23 protein-coding genes are annotated in these 19,706 nt (G+C 45.7%); 13 read left to right on the top strand and 10 right to left on the bottom strand.

The window, feature by feature from the left end:
• Positions 1-60: 60 nt before the first annotated feature.
• The gene (locus H6G03_RS03840) at positions 61-504 is read left to right on the top strand and encodes an aspartyl protease family protein (RefSeq protein ID WP_190462239.1); all 444 of its coding nucleotides are present in this window, start codon (positions 61-63) and stop codon (positions 502-504) included.
• Between the two features lie 142 nt (positions 505-646).
• Positions 647-838, top strand: coding sequence for a hypothetical protein (locus H6G03_RS03835; protein WP_190462237.1), 192 nt, complete (start codon positions 647-649; stop codon positions 836-838).
• Between the two features lie 59 nt (positions 839-897).
• Here the strand turns inward: H6G03_RS03835 and H6G03_RS03830 are convergent, their stop codons facing one another.
• A complete protein-coding gene (locus tag H6G03_RS03830) occupies positions 898-1,095 on the bottom strand; it encodes a hypothetical protein (RefSeq protein WP_190462235.1) in 198 nt (65 codons plus the stop codon).
• A 149-nt stretch (positions 1,096-1,244) separates the two neighbouring features.
• On the opposite strand from H6G03_RS03830, the gene H6G03_RS37500 reads away from it, so the two are divergent.
• A complete protein-coding gene (locus tag H6G03_RS37500; RefSeq protein ID WP_206756605.1) occupies positions 1,245-1,382 on the top strand; it encodes a hypothetical protein in 138 nt (45 codons plus the stop codon).
• A gap of 28 nt (positions 1,383-1,410) precedes the next feature.
• On the opposite strand, the gene H6G03_RS38670 is transcribed toward H6G03_RS37500, so the two are convergent.
• Positions 1,411-1,533, bottom strand: a complete 123-nt coding sequence (locus H6G03_RS38670; protein ID WP_255512175.1) for a hypothetical protein — start codon at positions 1,531-1,533, stop codon at positions 1,411-1,413.
• Positions 1,534-1,766: 233 nt separating this feature from the next.
• Between H6G03_RS38670 and H6G03_RS03825 the strand changes: the two genes are divergently transcribed.
• A complete protein-coding gene (locus H6G03_RS03825; RefSeq protein ID WP_190462233.1) occupies positions 1,767-2,552 on the top strand; it encodes a C39 family peptidase in 786 nt (261 codons plus the stop codon).
• 106 nt (positions 2,553-2,658) lie between these two features.
• Here the strand turns inward: H6G03_RS03825 and H6G03_RS03820 are convergent, their stop codons facing one another.
• From H6G03_RS03820 to H6G03_RS03810, 3 genes are all read right to left on the bottom strand, one after another.
• Entirely contained in the window at positions 2,659-3,282 is a 624-nt protein-coding gene (locus H6G03_RS03820) for a J domain-containing protein (protein WP_190462231.1), read from the bottom strand.
• Between the two features lie 124 nt (positions 3,283-3,406).
• Positions 3,407-4,027 carry an ATP-dependent Clp protease proteolytic subunit gene (locus tag H6G03_RS03815; RefSeq protein WP_190462229.1) on the bottom strand — a complete coding sequence of 207 codons (621 nt, stop codon included), beginning with the start codon at positions 4,025-4,027 and terminating at the stop codon, positions 3,407-3,409.
• 33 nt (positions 4,028-4,060) lie between these two features.
• Complete coding sequence (locus H6G03_RS03810) at positions 4,061-4,750, bottom strand: ATP-dependent Clp protease proteolytic subunit (RefSeq protein ID WP_190462227.1); 690 nt, start codon at positions 4,748-4,750, stop codon at positions 4,061-4,063.
• A 240-nt stretch (positions 4,751-4,990) separates the two neighbouring features.
• Here H6G03_RS03810 and H6G03_RS03805 point away from each other — a divergent pair, with 240 nt between their 5' ends.
• Positions 4,991-6,238, top strand: coding sequence for a vWA domain-containing protein (locus tag H6G03_RS03805; RefSeq protein ID WP_190462333.1), 1,248 nt, complete (start codon positions 4,991-4,993; stop codon positions 6,236-6,238).
• A 100-nt stretch (positions 6,239-6,338) separates the two neighbouring features.
• Here H6G03_RS03805 and H6G03_RS03800 read toward each other — a convergent pair whose 3' ends face one another.
• Positions 6,339-7,424, bottom strand: coding sequence for a PIN/TRAM domain-containing protein (locus H6G03_RS03800; RefSeq protein ID WP_190462225.1), 1,086 nt, complete (start codon positions 7,422-7,424; stop codon positions 6,339-6,341).
• 509 nt (positions 7,425-7,933) lie between these two features.
• On the opposite strand from H6G03_RS03800, the gene hemW reads away from it, so the two are divergent.
• From hemW to H6G03_RS03785, 3 genes are all read left to right on the top strand, one after another.
• Positions 7,934-9,190 (top strand): radical SAM family heme chaperone HemW, encoded by a 1,257-nt coding sequence (gene hemW, locus H6G03_RS03795; protein ID WP_190462331.1) that lies wholly within the window; start codon positions 7,934-7,936, stop codon positions 9,188-9,190.
• A gap of 265 nt (positions 9,191-9,455) precedes the next feature.
• Positions 9,456-10,373, top strand: coding sequence for a bestrophin family protein (locus tag H6G03_RS03790; RefSeq protein ID WP_199315116.1), 918 nt, complete (start codon positions 9,456-9,458; stop codon positions 10,371-10,373).
• A gap of 224 nt (positions 10,374-10,597) precedes the next feature.
• Positions 10,598-10,984, top strand: coding sequence for a rhomboid family intramembrane serine protease (locus H6G03_RS03785; protein WP_190462222.1), 387 nt, complete (start codon positions 10,598-10,600; stop codon positions 10,982-10,984).
• Positions 10,985-11,039: 55 nt separating this feature from the next.
• On the opposite strand, the gene H6G03_RS03780 is transcribed toward H6G03_RS03785, so the two are convergent.
• Positions 11,040-11,735 carry a transposase gene (locus H6G03_RS03780; RefSeq protein WP_322111847.1) on the bottom strand — a complete coding sequence of 232 codons (696 nt, stop codon included), beginning with the start codon at positions 11,733-11,735 and terminating at the stop codon, positions 11,040-11,042.
• Positions 11,736-11,823: 88 nt separating this feature from the next.
• Between H6G03_RS03780 and H6G03_RS03775 the strand changes: the two genes are divergently transcribed.
• Complete coding sequence (locus H6G03_RS03775) at positions 11,824-12,798, top strand: hypothetical protein (RefSeq protein WP_190462220.1); 975 nt, start codon at positions 11,824-11,826, stop codon at positions 12,796-12,798.
• Positions 12,799-12,909: 111 nt separating this feature from the next.
• Positions 12,910-13,368, top strand: coding sequence for an MgtC/SapB family protein (locus H6G03_RS03770; protein WP_190462218.1), 459 nt, complete (start codon positions 12,910-12,912; stop codon positions 13,366-13,368).
• A gap of 20 nt (positions 13,369-13,388) precedes the next feature.
• Here H6G03_RS03770 and H6G03_RS03765 read toward each other — a convergent pair whose 3' ends face one another.
• Positions 13,389-14,012 (bottom strand): phosphatase PAP2 family protein, encoded by a 624-nt coding sequence (locus tag H6G03_RS03765; protein WP_456057557.1) that lies wholly within the window; start codon positions 14,010-14,012, stop codon positions 13,389-13,391.
• Between the two features lie 133 nt (positions 14,013-14,145).
• Positions 14,146-14,379 carry a hypothetical protein gene (locus H6G03_RS03760; RefSeq protein ID WP_190462213.1) on the bottom strand — a complete coding sequence of 78 codons (234 nt, stop codon included), beginning with the start codon at positions 14,377-14,379 and terminating at the stop codon, positions 14,146-14,148.
• A 151-nt stretch (positions 14,380-14,530) separates the two neighbouring features.
• Between H6G03_RS03760 and H6G03_RS03755 the strand changes: the two genes are divergently transcribed.
• The 3 genes from H6G03_RS03755 (at position 14,531) to H6G03_RS03745 (ending at position 17,793) form a co-directional block, all read left to right on the top strand.
• A complete protein-coding gene (locus H6G03_RS03755) occupies positions 14,531-16,633 on the top strand; it encodes an NAD(P)/FAD-dependent oxidoreductase (protein ID WP_190462212.1) in 2,103 nt (700 codons plus the stop codon).
• A gap of 48 nt (positions 16,634-16,681) precedes the next feature.
• Positions 16,682-17,065 carry a hypothetical protein gene (locus tag H6G03_RS03750; RefSeq protein WP_190462210.1) on the top strand — a complete coding sequence of 128 codons (384 nt, stop codon included), beginning with the start codon at positions 16,682-16,684 and terminating at the stop codon, positions 17,063-17,065.
• Between the two features lie 263 nt (positions 17,066-17,328).
• Positions 17,329-17,793, top strand: coding sequence for a GNAT family N-acetyltransferase (locus tag H6G03_RS03745; RefSeq protein WP_190462208.1), 465 nt, complete (start codon positions 17,329-17,331; stop codon positions 17,791-17,793).
• 55 nt (positions 17,794-17,848) lie between these two features.
• Here the strand turns inward: H6G03_RS03745 and H6G03_RS03740 are convergent, their stop codons facing one another.
• Positions 17,849-19,327, bottom strand: coding sequence for a hypothetical protein (locus H6G03_RS03740; RefSeq protein ID WP_190462206.1), 1,479 nt, complete (start codon positions 19,325-19,327; stop codon positions 17,849-17,851).
• Positions 19,328-19,706 lie beyond the last annotated feature (379 nt).

The raw sequence follows: 19,706 nt of genomic DNA, 5'->3' as shown, positions 1-19,706 counted from the left end.
ATACTTAAATTTCTATTATAAATAGAAAGAAAAACTCCGAATATTCAGTAGGAGACAAATATGCAAATTAAAAGCAACACAGAAATGGGAAAAGTTTTTGCAACTCTGACAATCGTTAATCGCGCCGACCAAATTCGGGCGGAAGATGGGACAATTCCACCAGAACAAATTCGGTCTATAACGCTCAAAAATGTGTTAGTAGATACAGGAGCAACTACCTTGTGTTTACCGCCAGAAGCGATCGCCAAACTGGGACTAAAACTACAGAAAGAAGTAGACGTAGCAACGGCAATGGGAATTGGTAAAGCCCGAATTTTCCGAGATGCCACCATATCTATGTTCGATCGAGAAGGAACCTTCGAGTGTTGGGAACTACCCGGAGGAAGAGATCCGCTTCTGGGAGTGATTCCTCTAGAAGCTTTGGGATTAGAAATCAATTTGAAAAATCAAACTTTAAAGCCGTTACCCATCAGTCCAACCGAAACTTATTTGACAATTTTGTAAAGATGTGAATTGCCGCTAGATTCTACTGACAAGTCAAAGTGCGATCGCTCGGTCGATCGCCAGTAAGTCAGCGAGCGGATTTGGGAATCAATTGTCATGCAATAATACTCAAACTATAATTTTACCGGAGGTTAGGTTAATCATGGTTCGCATTCGTGAAATTGTGCAAAAAGCTCTTGCCACTGGTTATCTCAGTGTGGAAGCAGAAGAGCAACTGCGACAGCTATTAAAAACTAAATATAGTATGCAAGATTTAAACGCTTTTATGACATTGCAGCAAGCCGCAATGAACGGTATGGTAAAGCAAGAATCGCGCTTATTAATACACTCGTAACATCGGCAATCTATGCTCGCTCGCACACCCACGCCTCTACGCGATCGCCTACTTTTTCACTACTTCCGCAGAACTGCCGTAATAATCACTGTAATAGTAGCACTAGCAATCAAAGTAAAAGCAAGTTGAACCACCCATTGAGTTGCTTGCTGGTAGTTAGTAAAACGGTCATTGAACTTTTCTACATCATTCGATAGCTTATCCAACTTTTCGATTACATCTGCTAGTGTTGGTTCGTTATTTGGTGTGCTAGTCATAGCTGTTTCCTAAAGGTATGATTCCATTATAGCAACTATGACTGAAATAAATAAGCAATAGCGGTCGGCGATCGCACATTTAATTTAACCAACATAAACCTTTATTTTTGTGCGAAAATAAATCCAATTAATGCTTCATCCTTAGCTTTTTGCGTAAACCCAGTATCGATGAATTTCCCTTATTTGGGCCACTGCTGTATCTTTGCCTGCGTCCACCGTTACCAGAAATCAGTCCAAAAGTAGTAGAAGCTCGCCAAATGGCCTCTCTAACTAGCTCAAAACTGTGAGCGAGTGGGGTGGGTATTGCCCATCCTACTATTTTGCGATCGCACTTTCCATTCCCCATCCGGAAAAGCCGTTACATTTAATTGCGATCCGCTCCCGCATATACTTATTTAATTTCCAGCCAAATCGCCGTAAATTTACGGATCTAGTCATAGCTGAACAAAGTATTTATACAGTTACACTTATCCCAAAAAACCGGGCGATCCGATTTAAAACAAAAATTAATTCAGCGAAAGACAAAATAAAGACCGCCATCATAACCACCAGGAAACTTTTTCGTTGACGCGGTTAGTGTTCGACTAAAAACTCACCCTAAAATTTCGCATTTTTCCTGATGGACTAGCCAAACTTTGGGATCGGTAAATAGATGATTTGGCTAGACAGTCATGAAACTTAAAGTTATTAAAGATACTGTATTCAAACAATCCCCCGTACAGGCGATCGAACTACCCGAAGCTCAAAAAGTAGATGTTGACTCTGGTAGAGTATTCGACATCAGTTCCTATAAAGACATCGGAAGTCATGTGCGATTCTCTTTAGAAAAAACTTTCCTCAAAAGCAGAAACACTTGGGTCGCTTACCAAGAACACATAGAAGTTATTGGCGACGATGGTATTAAACGCATCGGTAAATTCGGCCCCAATGACAAACTGCCCCAAGAAGTACGTTTAGCTGTTCCCTACTTCAGCCAACTCAATAACAGATACGCACCGCAGGGAACCTGCAACGTCACCAGCGTTGCCATGTGTTTGTACTACTATGGGATTAGACCAGCCCGTCGCAATAAGCAGCTAGAAGACGAATTGTTTGAACTGATCAAACGTAATGGATGGGATCGTCACGTTCACGATCATCTGGTGAGAGTTTTCCTGGAATACGATATGTACGATGTCTTCAAAACAGAAGCAACTTGGAATGAAGTCAAAGCGCACCTAGCCAACGGAAATCCCGTCATTTACTCAGGTCGATTAACAGGCGCAGGACATATAATTGTTCTACGCGGTTATGACGAAACGGGATTCTTTGTTAACGATCCCTACGGCGAGTACTTTGCTTCCGGCTACAGAACCGATATGACAGGGGAAAACCTGCATTACTCCTACAATCTGGTCAAATCCAAGAGCTATACCGGCCCCGACACCACCTGGGCGCACTTCCCAGAGAAAAAATAGTGGATAAAGAAACCCGGTTTCTTCCAGAAACCGGGTTTCTGAGCTATTAATAAACCTAAAGAGAAACCGGGTTTCTTCAAGAAACCCGGTTTCTACACTACAATATTTAATAAACCTGCTCGATCCGCCGAAAATCTCTTTCCACTTCAGACCACAGAGAACGATTGTGCGGGTCTGTGCGTAAAGCTTTTTTTAAATAAATTCTCGCTTTATCCAATTCTCCCTGAGTGACTAAATGACGACCCCAGCGTTGATAAGTAATTGCCTGCCACTGGCGCACTTCCGGATCTTGCGGCAAGCGTTGGGCCAAACCTTCGACAAGAGCGATCGCACGCGGAAACCTTTGCGCCTTCAACAGCAGCTCCAACTGATCGTAAGATTGCCATTTTAGTTGCTTTTCCGTTTCCGATAGCTGAGGTTCCTCTTCTTGAGGCTTTTCCTTACGAGTTACCTTCGTTTTTGGTGGTGACGAAGACACATTAACCGACTCAGAAGCAGCAGGTGGCGTTTGGGGTTGACTCGATACTTGCGAAATACCCGTCTCCTTCACAACACCAAGGAGGAATTGGTAAGCTTCAGTAATAGCAATAAACTTATCCTTCGCTTGCTTATCCGTCGGGTTGACATCCGGATGATAGCGGCGTGCCAAACGACGGTAAGACGCCTTAATTTCAGCCATTGAGGCTCCAGACTCCAACCCCAGTAATCGATAGCAATCCGCCAGGTTCATCTAATTAAGCATTCAACTTAATCCCGATAATAGCAAAGGCAACCAGCTTTCCTGGAGAAAGATAAAGGAAAAGGGCAAATTCCCCAAATTTTTTTAACCCTTTCCCTAACCCTCTCCCTTAAAGTTATGCAACTACCGGGGTTCTAGTTTCAGCCGATCGCTCCTCAATTACTTTATCGATCAAGCCATATTCCTTGGCTTCCTGAGCAGACATAAAAAAGTCGCGATCCATATCTTTCTCGATCTTTTGCAGAGGCTGACCAGTCTTCTGAGCGTAGATATCATTCAACTGACGGCGAATCCGCAGAATTTCTCTCGCCTCGATCTCAATATCGGTAGCTTGACCCCGCGTACCGCCAGAAGGTTGGTGAATCATAATCCGGGAGTGGGGTAGCGCCAAGCGTTTCCCCTTCGTCCCAGCAGCGAGTAGAAAAGACCCCATCGAAGCAGCCAAACCCACGCAAATAGTGACGATCGGCGACTTAACGTGCTGCATGGTATCGTAGATAGCCAAACCCGCCGTCACCGAACCACCGGGAGAATTGATGTAGATATAAATATCCTTACTTTGGTCGTCGGAATCCATATAGAGCAGTCTGGCGATAATGGCATTAGCCATACCATCAGTGACTTCTCCACTTAAAAAAACAATCCTTTCCAAAGCAAGACGTTCGTAGATATTAATCCACTGGGTAAAAGGTTCGCCAGGGAATCGGTAGGGTACTCTAGGGATACCAATCGGCATAAAACTTTCTTCCTTGTAGTGAATAATAGGACTTCAACCGCGAAGAGCGGGCACTGGTTGAGGAAGATCTTTAGGACTTTCCAAAACCCGATCGATCAAACCGTATTCTTTGGCTTGCTGAGGAGTCATATAGAACATCCGATCCATATCTTTAGAGATCTTCTCTGGCGGTTGACCTGTATTGCGAGAGAAAATATCAACGATCGCCGTCTTGTTCGCCAAGACTTCCTTTGCCTGAATTTGAATATCTGTGGCTTGACCTCTGGCGCGAGTGCGAGCTTGGTGCAGTACGATCGTCGCATTAGGTAAACTGGCCCTGTACCCTTTCGTACCTGCGGATAAAATCATTGCCGCCGTACCCATCGCTTGACCGATACAGATGGTATGAACTGGAGGCTTAATGTAATTGAGGGTATCGCAGATCGCAAAAGCTTCGGTTTCAAAGCCTATAGCATCGCCGCCATACCAAGCAGTACCCGTAGAATTGATGTAGATCGAGATCGGCTTTTCCGGGTCATCGTATTGCAAAAACAGCAGTTGGGCAATGATTAACTCGGTTACGTCTACACCTACTTGAGCTTTGATCTCGTCTGAAGAAAATAGCGGCAGTCCCAGATAGACAATTCGTTCCTTTAACATTAAGGAAGGTAAATCTGGAGGAGGTGTTCTGTAGAAGGCATCTCCATAGTACGGAGCTTGAACAGCCTTGATAGGTGAGTCCATAGGTCGGGTTATCGCCCAAATAAGGAAGAGTGTTTTTTCATGGTAACGCGCTCTGGGTACGTCGTTGCGGCACATCCAGTAGTGATACCAACACCTCATCCGTGCTGAGTGCTGAGCAAGGTAAGACTTTTGATGTCTCATTCTCCTGGTGATTGGCCTATGCTTGTTTTAAGTGCGTAACGGCAGTGTTTTGCCGTGTGGTAAATAACATTACTATTTACGTATATAGGAGCTTTGATGATGAAAGTTGTTTTACAGCCTATATTGAATGATGTCAATCTGGATGCGACTCAACTGACGAGTCAGCGTCAGCTGGAGATTTCCGTTTTTGCTAACCCAGGCGAAATAGTAGAAAATGTACCCCTAAACTTGTGTCTGATTTTAGATCGTAGCGGTTCGATGAGCGGGCGTCCCCTGGAAACGGTGAAACAAGCAGCCTCCCGCTTGGTCGATCGACTCAAAGAGGGCGATCGCCTTTCTGTAATCGCCTTCGATCACCGGGCCAAAGTTCTCATCCCCAATCAAGCGATCGAAGACCCAGCAGGTATCAAAAGGCAAATTAACCAACTCAAAGCTGACGGCGGTACTGCCATTGATGAAGGACTGCGCTTGGGCATTGAGGAAATGGCCAAAGGCAAAAGAGATACGATCTCCCAGGCATTTCTACTGACTGACGGCGAAAACGAACACGGCAACAACGAAAAATGCCTGAAATTGGCCGAACTAGCTGCCGGTTACAAACTGACGGTGAATACTTTGGGATTCGGCGTTCACTGGAACCAAGATATCTTAGAAAAAATTGCCGATGCCGGTGGTGGCACCTTATCTTATATAGAAAGAGCCGATCGAGTCGTGGAAGAGTTCGGTCGCCTATTCAACCGCATTCAATCCGTGGGATTGACCAATGCTTATCTGCTGTTCCAACTCATGCCCAAGGTGCGGTTTGCAGAACTCAAACCCGTAGCTCAAGTTGCTCCGGATACGATCGAATTGCCCGTACAGCAGGAAGGTGACAGATTTGTCGTCCGCTTGGGTGACTTGATGAAGCAACAAGAGCGGATTATCCTAGCCAACCTCTACATCGGTCAGATGCCAGAGGGGCGGCAAACTGTAGTTAACTTGCAAGTTCGCTACGACGATCCGGGACAGGGTAAGGAAGGTTTACTTTCCGAGATCGTCTCAGTGGATGCCAACTTCTTGGCCGTTTACCAAGCCAATTTCAACCCAAAAGTGCAAAAATCGATTTTGGCGTTAGCGAAGTATCGACAAACGCAAATTGCAGAGACAAAATTGCAACAAGGCGATCGGGCTGGTGCAGCCACCATGCTGCAAACTGCTGCTAAAACCGCACTGCAAATGGGAGACAAAAGTGCCGCCACAGTGCTGCAAACCAATGCCACCCGCCTGCAATCGGGGGAACAACTTTCGGAAGCCGATCGCAAGAAAACCCGCATCGTCTCCAAAACCATTTTGCAGAGCGACTCCTAATTTCTCAGCCATTGTTCATCCTGCATCAGTCATCGGTCAAGAGTCATCGGTCGATCGCTACCGAAAAAACTGAGGTTAGGGCCTCGCACTTCTAGGCTAACTAATGACTGATGACATCAACGGCCTGGGGGCGGGCAAAAATCATCCTACCAGCAGAAGTTTGCAAAGCAGAAGTGACAATCACCCGCAATTCGCTGCCCACATATCTGCTGCCTTCTTCCACCACAACCAATGTGCCGTCATCCAGGTAGCCAACTCCTTGACTGGGTTCCTTGCCCTCCTTGAGAATTTTGATGTCTAGGTTGTCACCGGGCAGATAAGAAGGACGAATCGCTTGCGCTATGTCATTGATATTCAATACCGGTACTTTCTGCAAGCTAGCCACTTTACTGAGGTTGTAATCGTTACTCAGTAGAGTGCCATTAATTTCCTGCGCCAAACGCACTAACTTAGCATCCACCGTGGGAACATCTTCGTAGTCAGCAGAGTGAATCACAATCCGCTCTGAGTAACTCGTCTTCATCCGGTTCAGGATCTCTAAACCTCGACGCCCCCGCACTCGCTTTTGATCGTTTGAAGCATCGGCGACTTGCTGTAATTCCCGCAACACAAACTGAGGCACTAGAATTTGACCTTCTATAAAACCGGTGCCCAGCAATTCTTCAATGCGACCGTCAATAATGCAACTGGTATCTAAAATCTTGGTAGCGGCAGGCTTGAGAGTACCTTCCGCCACCAACAGCGTTTCGACCGTGTGAGGATTGATCAGCCGCAAAAAAGCTCGTCCGTGAGTATCCGCAAGAGTTATGCCAGAAAAGGCAAACATCACGCTCCCCAAAACGGCAGCTAATGGTTTAATAAACGAAAAATCCGTAGGAATGGGCAGTAAAAAAATCGGTGCCAGCATCAAGTTAGCGATTAGCAGCCCCAGCACTAAGCCAACTGCACGAGTCAGGAGAACTTCTACCGGCATTTCCCGGACTTTTCGTTCTAAACGGCGATAAGCAGTCTGAACGAATAGTCCCACTGCGATGCCACCGACAGCGCCAAATCCGGCAGTAACCGATCGCAAACCTTGCAGATTGGTCACTTGCGCCAGCGCCCAGTCTGGTAACAAGTCAATGAAATAGAAGCCGATCCCAGCCCCCGCTGCAATGAATGAAAGAATAATGATTGCGTCTAGCATTGTTTTAAGCTGAGTAGGATGCGAGTCTTCATCCCCTTGGGGATTAAAGAACGATTAAAATCAAGTTCAGCATTTGAGATTTGTACCGTTCTATTATATCTTTTATGTTCTGCCTGTCTCTCTTCCCTATTAGTTTTCCAAAAACCCTATACTCTCAACTTTTCCGCGTTATTTTTACAAATTTAATTGATTTAATTTACAACTTTTAATGAAGTAGTTAAGGATTGCACCCCTATGCCTGCGTTTTACTGTAAATTTGGGATTAAATTATGCCATTGAGGAGCTAAAGGCGATGCCTCAGCTTCGCCAATTCAGATGCACTCCGCTTCTGGTTATAAGTTAAGCTTATTAATTATCCAAATGCTTGCTACATAAGGAATTACCAGTCCCCAAACCCCAAACCTGGGTTGGCCGAGAAGGTGTCCCCCAAACTCGATCGCAAACAAAGATCTAAACTGAAAAAAATCAGACCTGCTTTAACAGCACTATTAGATACTATGAAAACTACCATGAGGACTGAGCTAGAATCTCTAACAAAATGGCAAATCGCAGATTTCGACATCCCCACATCCGCATATATTCACATTCCTTTTTGTCGGCGGCGCTGCTATTACTGCGATTTCGCCGTTTCTATAGTTGGAGATAAAGGACGTGGCGATAACTCTGGCACAATTGTGGAATATGTGGAAATGCTGTGTCGAGAAATAGAAATTTCAACAGCATTGGGAAAACCTCTAGAAACAGTTTTTTTTGGTGGCGGTACTCCTTCTTTACTATCTGTAGAACAACTCGCTCACATATTGGCAGTACTGGAAAAACAATTTGGCATTGCTGCCAATGCGGAAATTTCAATGGAAGTTGACCCAGGCACTTTTGATTTGGCAAACTTAAAGGGATATCGAAATACCGGGGTAAATCGGCTCAGTTTGGGAGTGCAAGCTTTTCAGGATGAACTGTTAAAATATGCGGGGAGATCCCACACCGTTACTGATATTTTTGTAGCGATTGAATTAATCGGAAAAGTCGGTTTTCCAGAATTCAGTATAGATTTAATTTCTGGGCTACCTCATCAAACATTAGAACAGTGGCAAAATTCCTTGGAAACGGCAATTAGTATTTTTCCCACACATATCTCTGTTTACGATCTGATCGTTGAGTCGGGGACTGCCTTTGGGCGTCAGTATAAACCAGGTTGCCAGCCTTTGCCTAGCGACGATATGACTGTTCAAATGTACAAGTTAGCTCAAAAAGCGCTGACGAGTGCTGGGTATGGGCATTATGAAATTTCTAATTATGCCCAATCCGGACATCAATGTCGCCACAATCGAGTTTACTGGGAAAATCGCCCTTTTTACGGTTTTGGTATGGGTGCGGCAAGTTATCTAAGCGGACAGCGGTTTACAAGAGGGCGCACAAGACGCGAATATTATGAATGGGTAACATCTGGATGTGCGATCGATTGTCAGCCAGCCTTAACTGGTGATATTCTGTTAGAAACTTTGATGTTAGGCTTACGCTTAGCCGAAGGGTTGAACCTGTCAGCCTTAACTCGCCAGTTTGGTGAAAAAACCTTGGAGGAAATGTGGAAGTGTTTGCAGCCTTACCATCGGCAAGGTTGGGTACAATTTGTCGATATAGATGGCAAAACAGTCGATCTTTACGATCGCCAAGATTTACCCAATTGCGGGCATTTACATTTAACTGACCCGGAAGGATTCTTGTTTTCTAACACTATTCTGGCTGCTTTATTCGAGCGCTTCCAATGAAATAAATAGCTAATTGGCACTGGCTATTTATAAACGATATTTAGGTTGACAGATTTACCGAAAAATATGGGAAAAGCTGAAATTCAGAGATTTAGCATACTTGTGGTGGAAAATCCTGTTATTTGGGCAAGCGATCGTGGGCTATCGGAAAGACGAATGCTTTATCCAATAAACATTTCAGCCAATAAATAAATTGGCGCGATCGGCTTACGCAGTACCAAAGAGTCATCAAAATAAATTGATTTGCAAATAATTAGGAGTGTACATGATTATTACAGGGGAAAAAAAATCTTGGTTTGGAGTAGCTTTAGAATTTCAAAAGTCAGTTATACCAAATATTTTACCTCGCATAACGATCTGCGGTATTTTTGCATTTGTTATTTCTTTATTACCTCACGAACATATTCCGAATTATTGGAAAGAATTGGACATCGTTGTTCCCAGCGTTGTTTTGGGTTTGTTATTAGTGTTCCGAACAAATACAGCTTACGATCGATTCTGGGAAGGTCGTAAATATTGGGCAAGTATAGCAACTACCATTCTCAACATAGGGCGGCAAGTTTGGGTATTGGTTGAAGAAAAAGAACCAATAGATAGAGAAGCAAAAAAAACGATATTGCGCTTATTAGCTGCTTTTGCAATAGCTGCAAAGTTGCATTTGCGCCAACAGGATATAAACAGCGAGTTGGAACCGCTAATGTCAGCCGAAAGATACGAACATCTCAAAATTGTCAATAATAGTGCCTTGCAGATTGCTTATTGGATCGGGGACGATTTACAAAAACTGTTTATGAGGAACTGTCTGGAAAGATCTCAGCTGAATGCAATAAATTTTTTGATGAACGGTATGATAGAATCTGTAATAGGTTGCAATCGTATCCTCACAACACCTCTGCCGCTGGCGTATGGAATTCACCTAAAACAATTGTTGTTAATATATTGTTTGGCCTTACCATTTAAAATGGTTCCCGATTTTGGCTGGTTAACTGCCCCCTCTGTGATTTTGATAAGTTATACATTGTTTGGTATTGAAGAAATAGGAATAGAAATAGAAGATCCGTTCGGTCAGGATTCAAACGATATCCCTTTAGACGATATATGCAACTTAATTCAAAGAGATATGAACGATTTAATGGCGCTTGAACCTAGCGCGAGCAATTTGGAGTATGCCGATGTTAAATAAAAAACTATAAATCTTACTAGATCATATCAACTGCGATGCTACTGGAATTATAGCAGCCGCCTTGGCGATGAAGGCGTTCTTAATTCCTAAAACACCTATAGCCCCTTCTTCCCCTAGACTATAGCCCCTAGCTATCAAATGATTCCCCTTGGCGATAACATTCCCAGTCGCAGCAAGCCGATCGTCAATTACTTGCTCATCGGTTTCAATGTCGCGATTTTCCTTTGGAAATCAAACTGGCGCTTACAGGGGAACTGGCTAATGCTGTCAAAAGTTTCGGTATTATGCCTGTGCGAATTACTACCGCGATCGCAGATATTGCTAGCGGTAACCCAGCCGCAACAGTAGCAGCGGTAGTATTCTCCACGTCCCTGTTATCGGCAATATTTCTGCACGGCAGCTTCAGTCAGATTTTGGCCAACGCGATCTTTCTGTGGGTGTTTGGGCAAAAGGTAGAGGGCTTGCTGGGACATGGCCGATATTTGGCATTTTATTTGATTTGCGGCGTCCTCACCGGTGTTGTACAAATATTGCTTCAGCCCACACTGGCAGTGCCGTTACTTGGGGCTAATGGCGCGATCGCAAGCCGCAATTTTAAACTGGGCAAATAATCGATCCCAATTTTTGCAAAGATTAAGATCGATTTGCCTTGACATACTCTCACCGTCAAGCTGACGCTGTGACGGGAGAATCGGGAAGGATTTTCACCCTTACTGGCTGTGTCAAGCAGACCCTAGACACTCGACTGAAATCAGTTTTGTGCTTACTTTTTCGCAAGATGTTAGCTGCGCCATTACAATCAGCGTCGATCGGATGACCATCCCTTGTCTTGTACAATCCTCGCTTGACCCGCTTGCCGCTAAATTTAGCGGACACGGGGTTATCGGCATTGTAAGCAGGCAGGCGATCGCCATCAAGAAAACTGGCTTTGGAAGTATAACTTTCTTCCTGCTCAACGTAGTTAATTCCCATCCGTTCGCAGAGGCTTTTCAGCTTGTCTTTCAGGGTAAAGATCGGAATCTGGGTAAAGTTTTGATTGTTGCGGGTACCCATATTGACTGCTTGCTTGAGAGTCGAGTTGTATCCCACAACTACCGTCCCGATCTGACGTTGAACACAGAAATTAATAATGTCACGGGCTGTTTTATTCAGGTAATCTTTGACCTGATTCGAGCGGCGATAAGAAAGCCACGCTTCTTGCTTAGTGAGGCAATTGATTTCCTGCTTGTCTTTATGGTGTTTCAGGTGATCCAACCGTTTATTGAACCACTGGTTAATCGATTTGAGCCGTTTCCCGTCAATCAGAAAAGATTCACCAGTAGTGCTGACGACAGCGCAAAGATTATCAAGTCCAAAGTCAATCCAAAAGTGTAAACCTTACTCGGAGGGCGGCGTTTCTTCTCCCGTTAAACAATAGCGGTTGTAATGAGAGGGAAACGCCGCAAATTAGATGGCTGGAAAAGCAGTAGATAACAGCGCCAGAGGCGTTCTCATCCTCATCCTTCCCATCGCGCTGGCAATTGTGATTTTGTTCAAAGCTTGGCCAGTGCTGCTAGCGCTGGTAGCCTTGGGCGGAACTTACAGTGTTTGGCAGCGCTATCAATGGCAAAAATGGAGCCAGCAACTTGACCCGCTCTTTCACGAGCTCATTCAAGAAAACCGAGGGTGCCTTACCCCACTGGACTTGTCAATCAAGGCCAATCTCTCTGGGGCTTCAGCCAAGCAGTATTTAGATTTTAAAGCTGAGGAATTCGGTGCCCAGATTCGAGATATAGAAGATAAGGGCACGGCGTATTTCTTTATTACCGCCAAAACTCTGGGGGGTATATTTGACGACAGCACCCCCAGCCCTCAACTGGAGAACGAATCATTTACCGATGATGTTCGAGAATCTTTGCCACTGCTAGCAGAGTTTCAGAAGGAGCCGACGCCAGTCACTGAGGTGAAGGAAATACCCCAGTCACCACCAATAGAACAGCAGGAGGAACCACCAGCAGCACTGCTCAAACTCCCAGAGGAGACCTCTCCAGCCCCAGCGCCGGAACCACCAGCAGCACTGCTCAAACTCCCAGAGGAGCCCTCTCCAGCCCCAGCGCCGGAACCACCAGCAGCACCGCTCAAACCCCCAGAGGAGCCCTCTCCAGCCCCAGCGCCGGAACCACCAGCAGCACCGCTCAACCTCCCAGAGGAGCCCGAACTGCCTTACGAGGGCAAATCGACAGAACCGATTCCCAAAAAACACAGAATTCTGCAATCTCTGATCCAATCCGAACTTGCCAGACGACTCGACGTTCATTCCAGCACGGTTTTCAAACGCAGAGACGATCCGGACTTTTCCGAGTGGAGTCGCAGCAGAGATCCGGAAGGAATTGCCTGGGAATACTCAGCAGATACTAGAGAGTTTTATCCGCTGGAGGATAAGTAGTCAAAAGTCAAAAGTCAAAAGTCAAAAGTCAAAAAAATGAAATATTCACTTTTTACTTTTGCCTTTTGCTTTTACTTCATTGCCTAGCCAATCAAAAGCATCCAAAATTGAGTGACAAACAATCTCTCTTTTCCTCCAGATCATTGGCTTACTCTCATCTTGAGGCTAAGTCTCGCTCTACTTGTTGGGGCAATTATCGGTTGGGAACGCCAACAGCGCCACAAACCAGCCGGCTTGAGAACGCATATATTAGTCAGTTTCGGTTCTGCCCTATTTGTTTTGATACCTATCCAACTCAGTACAGCCCAAAACGAAGCTGATTCGATCGCTCGCGTGATTCAGGGAGTTGCTACTGGCATTGGTTTTTTGGGTGGGGGAGAAATCTTACGCAGTTCTCAGCCGGACTCAGGTTTGGCTGAAATTCGCGGACTTACTTCTGCTGCCGCTATTTGGGTGACGGCGGCGCTGGGAATTGCTGCCGGTTGCGGATTGTGGCAGCTGAGCTTAATTGGCGCTGCCTTATCTTGGCTGATTCTGAAAGTTTTGAAGAAATTCGAGCCTCACGTTTAGTTACGAGAGTTTTGCTGCGCCTACTTTTCTGAAGCGGAAACGCTAACTGACTTCCGTCGTTGCCACACTTCTAGACTGAGCATACACGCCAGCAACCATACTACCCCCGCCGCATATCCAGCCACCACATCCGTAGGCCAGTGAACGCCCAGATAAAGACGGCTAAAACCTATAGCACTTATTACAAAAATTGTCAAGCTAAAAATCAATCGCGAATGGGGTTTGAATTGACTGGCGAGCAAATAGCCGATCGCGCCGTAAACTACCAGAGAAATCATGGCGTGTCCGCTGGGGAAGCTGTAGGAGGTGACATCCAGGATGCGTTCCCACAAAGCCGGTCTGGTACGAGCAAATAAGTCTTTGAGCAAATAATTTAAACCGATCGCACCGAAACCTGCGATCGCCAGCATTGTTGTTTGGGCTGTGCGATTGAGAATCAGCAGCGCCACAATCGCTAAAATACATAACATAAGCAACACTTCCGGCTCGCCCAGAAACGTGATGCCCAGCATAATTCGATCTAGCAGGGGCGTATGCAGCTCCCTGATAGTCAGCAAAATCGATGTGTCTAATTTGTCCGTTTCCTTCTCCAAAACTTCGTCTGCGATCTCCGCAAATCCCCACAGCGACAAAGCCGCCACCATCAGCCCTCCAATCGGTATGGTGGAGATGAGTGGCAGCAGCTTGGGAGTTACGTGCTGCCGCCAAGCTGGGATGATTCGCTTTGCCAGGTCGCGCAGGAAGTTAATCGGCATGATTAAATCGGATTTTTTAGGTTTAAGATAACTTTTCCCAGGCTTGGGCAACAACATCGCTCAGCCAACGCCGTTGCGACAGATCCAGAAGCCTGTCATCCGCCAGCACTTCGGCAGTTAACTCGTCTAAGGATTTGCCTTGGGAGCGGGAAATCATAATCACACCCGCGATCGCCGCCGCAACAATTTCTTCATCTACAGGTTTTTGCTTTAAAGCCACCACTTCTTGAGGGCTGGCTGGAATGGCATAATTCATGGCGAATTTACAGAGGTATATACTAGCTTCAGAAAAATGAGAAAATTGTAAAGTTTTTTAAGACATTGTTGAGTATCCGGAAGTTTACCGTATTTTCAGCCTTTGTCAACTCCATCTTTTTAAGTACTTAACCAACACACTTATCTCCAAAATGAAAGAAATTCTATACTTGGAAGTTCCCACCCCGGATACGACAGCCGTCCGTGCTTGGTTACAAGACGTATTTGACCCAGGCTGGGGCGAAAAAGCGTCCGCCCCCGATGGCTTTCGCCTCAGATTTCCAAATACTACAAGCTATGTTACAACAATTCCAGAAACCTCTGAGCTTTGCGCTTTCGTCTGGTCGGTGCAGCGAACGACGTATTTAAAGGTCTTCCGGTGGGCAAATAAGCCAGTCCCCAGAGAAAAGCAAATCTTGCAACGGCTAATTACACAGATCGAAATCGAGTTTCCGCACAAATATCCAGAACCACCAGCGATCGATCTGTCTGAGCGATCGATTTTTGATGTGCTAGCCCCCTATTACCCCCAAACAGTTCGCTATTTCCAAAAAATGCCTAACGGGGAATACGATCTTAACCGCGTTTACTGGTGGGAGCAACGTTGGCGCGAAGGCGTTCGCAATCCCCAGCAGCCAAAGCAAGTTGTGTTTTCCCAGAGCGGGAGAGCGGGAGAGGGGGAGAATGCTTCTTCTTCACCAACTTACGATCTGATTTATGTGGGTGGAGCTTTGGGAGTTATTCATGCGGCGGTGATGGCGCAATTGGGCTACCGGGTGCTGCTGCTGGAACGGTTGCCTTTTGGACGGATGAATCGGGAATGGAATATTTCTCGCAATGAGTTTCAAACTGCGATCGATTTGGGTTTATTTACGCAAGCGGAGTTTGAAAATTTAATTGCGCGGGAGTATGTTGACGGTTTCAGCAAATTCTTCGACGCTAACAATCCCCCGCACTTAAAAGCGCCCGTACTGCATACGCCAACAGTATTAAATGTCGGTTTGGATGCGGAAAAACTGCTGCGGGTGTGTGGAGAAAAGTTAAGAGCGGCTGGGGGTGATATTTGGGATGAAACTGAGTTTATCAGGGCAGATATCGCAGAGAAGCAAGTTGTCGTGTCTGTGAAACACTTACCGACAGGGACTGAGAAACAAGCCAGCGGGCGTCTGCTAGTGGATGCGATGGGAACTGCTTCACCCATAGCTTGGCAGCTCAACGGCGGTCGCGCTTTTGACAGCGTTTGTCCTACGGTAGGAGCTGTATTGAGCGGATTTGAGCCGGGTGTGTGGGATGCAGACTATGGCGATGTGCTTTACAGTCACGGGGATATTTCGCGAGGGCGTCAGTTAATTTGGGAATTATTTCCAGCGGAAGGCGACGATCTCACCATTTATTTGTTTCACTATCATGAGGTGAATGCCAAAAATCCCGGTTCGTTGTTGGAGATGTACGAAGACTTTTTCACCATATTACCGGAGTATCGCCGCTGCGATATGGATAAGTTGGTTTGGAAAAAGCCGACGTTCGGTTATATACCGGGACATTTTAGCGTGGGAAGTCGCGATCGCACTGTCGCGTTCGATCGATTAATTGCGATCGGTGACGCCGCCTCTCTGCAATCTCCCCTCGTCTTCACCGGTTTTGGTTCTTTAGTTCGCAATCTGGGGCGTTTAACTCATCTTTTGGATACAGCTCTCAAACACGACCTTTTAAGCGCAAAGCATTTGAACCAAATTCGCGCTTATCAAAGCAATATTTCCGTGACTTGGTTATTTTCTAAAGGCATGATGGTTCCTACCGGAAGGCACTTGCCACCGCAGCGAATTAATGCTATGTTGAATACCTTTTTTGGTATTTTGGCAGCCGAACCTAAAGATGTGGCGGAGAAATTTATTAAAGATAAGACAGACTGGCTGACTTTTAATAAGCTCGCTCTCAAAGCCGCTAGGATCAATCCAGCTTTGCTGCTGTGGATATGGGAACTAGCAGGTGTCAAAGATATGTTGCGTTGGTTGGGAAGTTACCTCGACTTTACCTTGGGCGCTTTATGCGGTTGGTTGCTGGGCGGTTGGTTGCCAAACTGGTTGGCGCAGCAACAGCCTTGGTTAGAAAAAAGCTTTCCTAGCTTGTGGTTGTGGTTGCTTAGCCAAAGTTACGCCTTTACTGCGGGCATGGGGCGATCGAAACTTCGCAGTTTTCGTATTTCAGCATATCAAAATTCGCGACGAAGTGAGCAATTAACAATGAAAAATTAAGCAAGAAATCTGTTTTGTTCTTTTTCTTCGTTCCCAACTTTAGCACAAATGAATGGCAAAGATAGTCCCGAAATGATATCCAGCATCCCGTTAAAAGAATCTCTGTTGCGGTTGTCAGTTTCTCCCATCAAAGCAGATCGGGAAGCGATCGCACGCATCGAACGGGAGACGGGTAAGCAAATTCAGACAATTATCGCCGAACTCGATAGCGCTGAAATTACTTTAAAAGCGCTGGAAGAGCAACCAGTACCTAAATACAGTCAGTTAATTGAGCGGATTAAAAGAGCGTCCTTCGTGGCAGCGCTGTTGGGATTGCTGGGACTTTTCCTCCTACCTGAAAATCGTTTTGCCGTCGCGATCGTTTTGGGTTTTGCCCTTGGTTTGTTTGCACCCATTCGACAAAGAAAAATGATTGGGGATGACTGGCAATGAGGGGGATCGGGGCTATAAAAGTCAACCGATTTTGGATTTTGGATTTTGGATTTTGGATTGACTGCACCCACTTTCTTGACGCAGCTTGGAAATTTTAGAGAAAGGGATTTTAGATTTGTTCCGCCCCTTATGGGCGGGGCATGAATCCAAAAATTCTTTTAATCCAAAATCCCAAATCTAAAATATAAAATTGCTAGTCAAAACTCAAAATTTATTGTTTTTTTATAGCCCCTTAATGAATCGGATTTTAATTCGGCAACGCCATGAAAAGTAGAGTTTCAATTGTCGATTACTCAAACGAACATCGTCCGGCAATTCGTAGGATTCTCGAACATATAGGCTGGGCAGAGCAATACATTACTGCCAGCGAATACAACGCTGACGTTTTTTCTCAGAATTCCGAAATCTATGGCGCATACCTTGCTATTCACAGGGATATAATGGTAGGATTCATCTATGTGCAATTCCATGTTTGGAATCAACTCGCTCAAATTCAAGGATTGGCAGTCGATCCAATCTATCACAGACAAGGTATAGCAACAGCATTGGCAGAGAGAGCAGAAGCTTTTGCACTCATCAAAAAGGCACGAGGTATCTATGTTGACACACCAGTTTTAAATGCTAAAGGACGAAGCTTCTATGAAGCCGCTGGTTATCAAGCTGCATACATCATGCCGCGTTATTATGAAGATGCTCTTGATGGAATAACGTATCAAAAGTTTTTTTGAACAAATTTCTTGCCAAAGCCCCTCCCCATAGACGGGTAGGGGTTGGGGGTGGGAACTACGCTTTCTTAATGCGCGGAAAACTGGGAAGATCGATCGCCGCTAATGATTTAATTTTCTTAGGATGGCGCTGCGGGTATACTACAGGGGAAGGCCAGTTAGGAGCCTGCGCGATCGATTCATTACCAGCAAGGGCAGGTACAGCAGGTGTAATAGAGGAATCGGATGTTGCTGCTTTTGCGATCGATTCTTCTTCCTGTTTCGGCCCATCTTCGCCACTCTCCGACCCAGAAGCGATCGCATCGTGCAACGGTGGGATATAATTTGCATATGCTTCCGGTGCGACTCGATCGCCTGCCAAAGCAGCATTTTCCGGCAACACCGTATCTTGAGTCAGCCGTTCCAATTCCTGCCAAAGTTCTACTTCCGTTTTGTTGATATCCAGGGTAGAATCGCTTGCAGGTGATGTCGGTAAATTTGATGCCAAACTCAGATTCGATTCGGCAGCACTAAAGAAGGGGTTGATTATAGTTTCTTCCTCTGTATCTATATCTATTTCTTCTTCATCTGCGATCGACGATATAATATCCGCGCTGGGTAATTCTGCCCTCGCGCCTGGGTGGGTTGTCAGATATCCGAGTTCCGTATCTTCAGCAGCAATATCGCGATCGTCCGATTCCAATTCTGCCGACCAAGGTTGGATCGGTTGCGGTTTTAGCACCAGTCGCTGAAATTCCAAAGTATTTTCGTGATTGCTTTCCGCTACAGCAGGCAGCGCAGGGCTACTCGTACTGCCAGAAAATTCCTTAATCCCAGGCATATCGAGACACTTATCCAACGCTGCTTTGAATTGCAGGGTATAGCGTTGTTGCCTTTGCAGACGGTCTTGCAATTCCCGACAAGCTGTTTCCCTTTGCATCAGCAGTTGCGACTGTTCGTTGTAGCGTTGCTGCGTGAGAGCGCATTGCCGTTCTAATTGCGCCACCCGTTCTTGAGAACTTTGCAGCTGGTCGTTGAGCGTTTCGATCAATATCTGCTGACGTTGGGCAACTTGATGGGAACTCTCCAACTCCCGAAACAGGCGCGTTAATTGTTCTTGCGTTACTTTGAGCTGGTTGGTTTGTTCTACAAGTTTGGTTTCTGCGACTTGGGTGCGTTCGATCTGCGCCTGTAAAGCATTGTGGCATTCGTCCAGCAGATTTTCCAGTTCTTCTGTATGTTCGATCAGCTCGGTATTTTGCTCTCGCAGCGCTTCGCTTAAGGCGACCAGTTCCAGCACATCTGCATCCGATTGCCAAGCTAGGGCTTCGGCTATTTCGCGATCGCTATCCACGATATCTTCCAAAACCGTCCTGATATCTTCGGGTTCTAACTCAGGAGTTGGCACTCTGTATTCTGTTTGCAATTTTTCTGGCCGATCGTCCGATTCAGTTTCATCGGCCAATTCTGCCAAATCGACGATCGTTTCTTCTGATGTGTCGATCCCTGCGGTGGAATCGGGTAGGGCTTTGCCGTTATCGTTTTGGGCTTCACTCATCGCTGTTGCTTGCTGAGAGTTAGGGATGCTAATTCGCGTACTGGTCGCCTCGTTGTCATTAGCCTACCTCATATCGGCAGTTTTTGTTTTGATCTTTTATGTCTCTACCGCAGTGCAGCCTTTGGCGCGGCAACCAATCTTCTTTAACATAATTAGACAATTTTGTAAATATCTCTTTTCTAGGTAGCTTGTCTGACTGAAAAAAACTCGTGCTTTGACTCTGCCCCCAGCCTTCGATATTTACTGCTTCTTTGTCTGCACCCCGAAAAATTTCTTTTGGTTCTATTGCCCAGTATTCCTAGCTTTTCTACCAAAACTGCGCTGCTCGTTCGATCGCTTTTTCGTGCTTATGCTTACAATCTGGGCAACATATCATTAG

This window comes from Aerosakkonema funiforme FACHB-1375, assembly GCF_014696265.1.
Taxonomy (GTDB): Bacteria; Cyanobacteriota; Cyanobacteriia; order Cyanobacteriales; family Aerosakkonemataceae; genus Aerosakkonema; species Aerosakkonema funiforme_A.
This window is presented reverse-complemented; position numbering and strand designations above follow the sequence as displayed.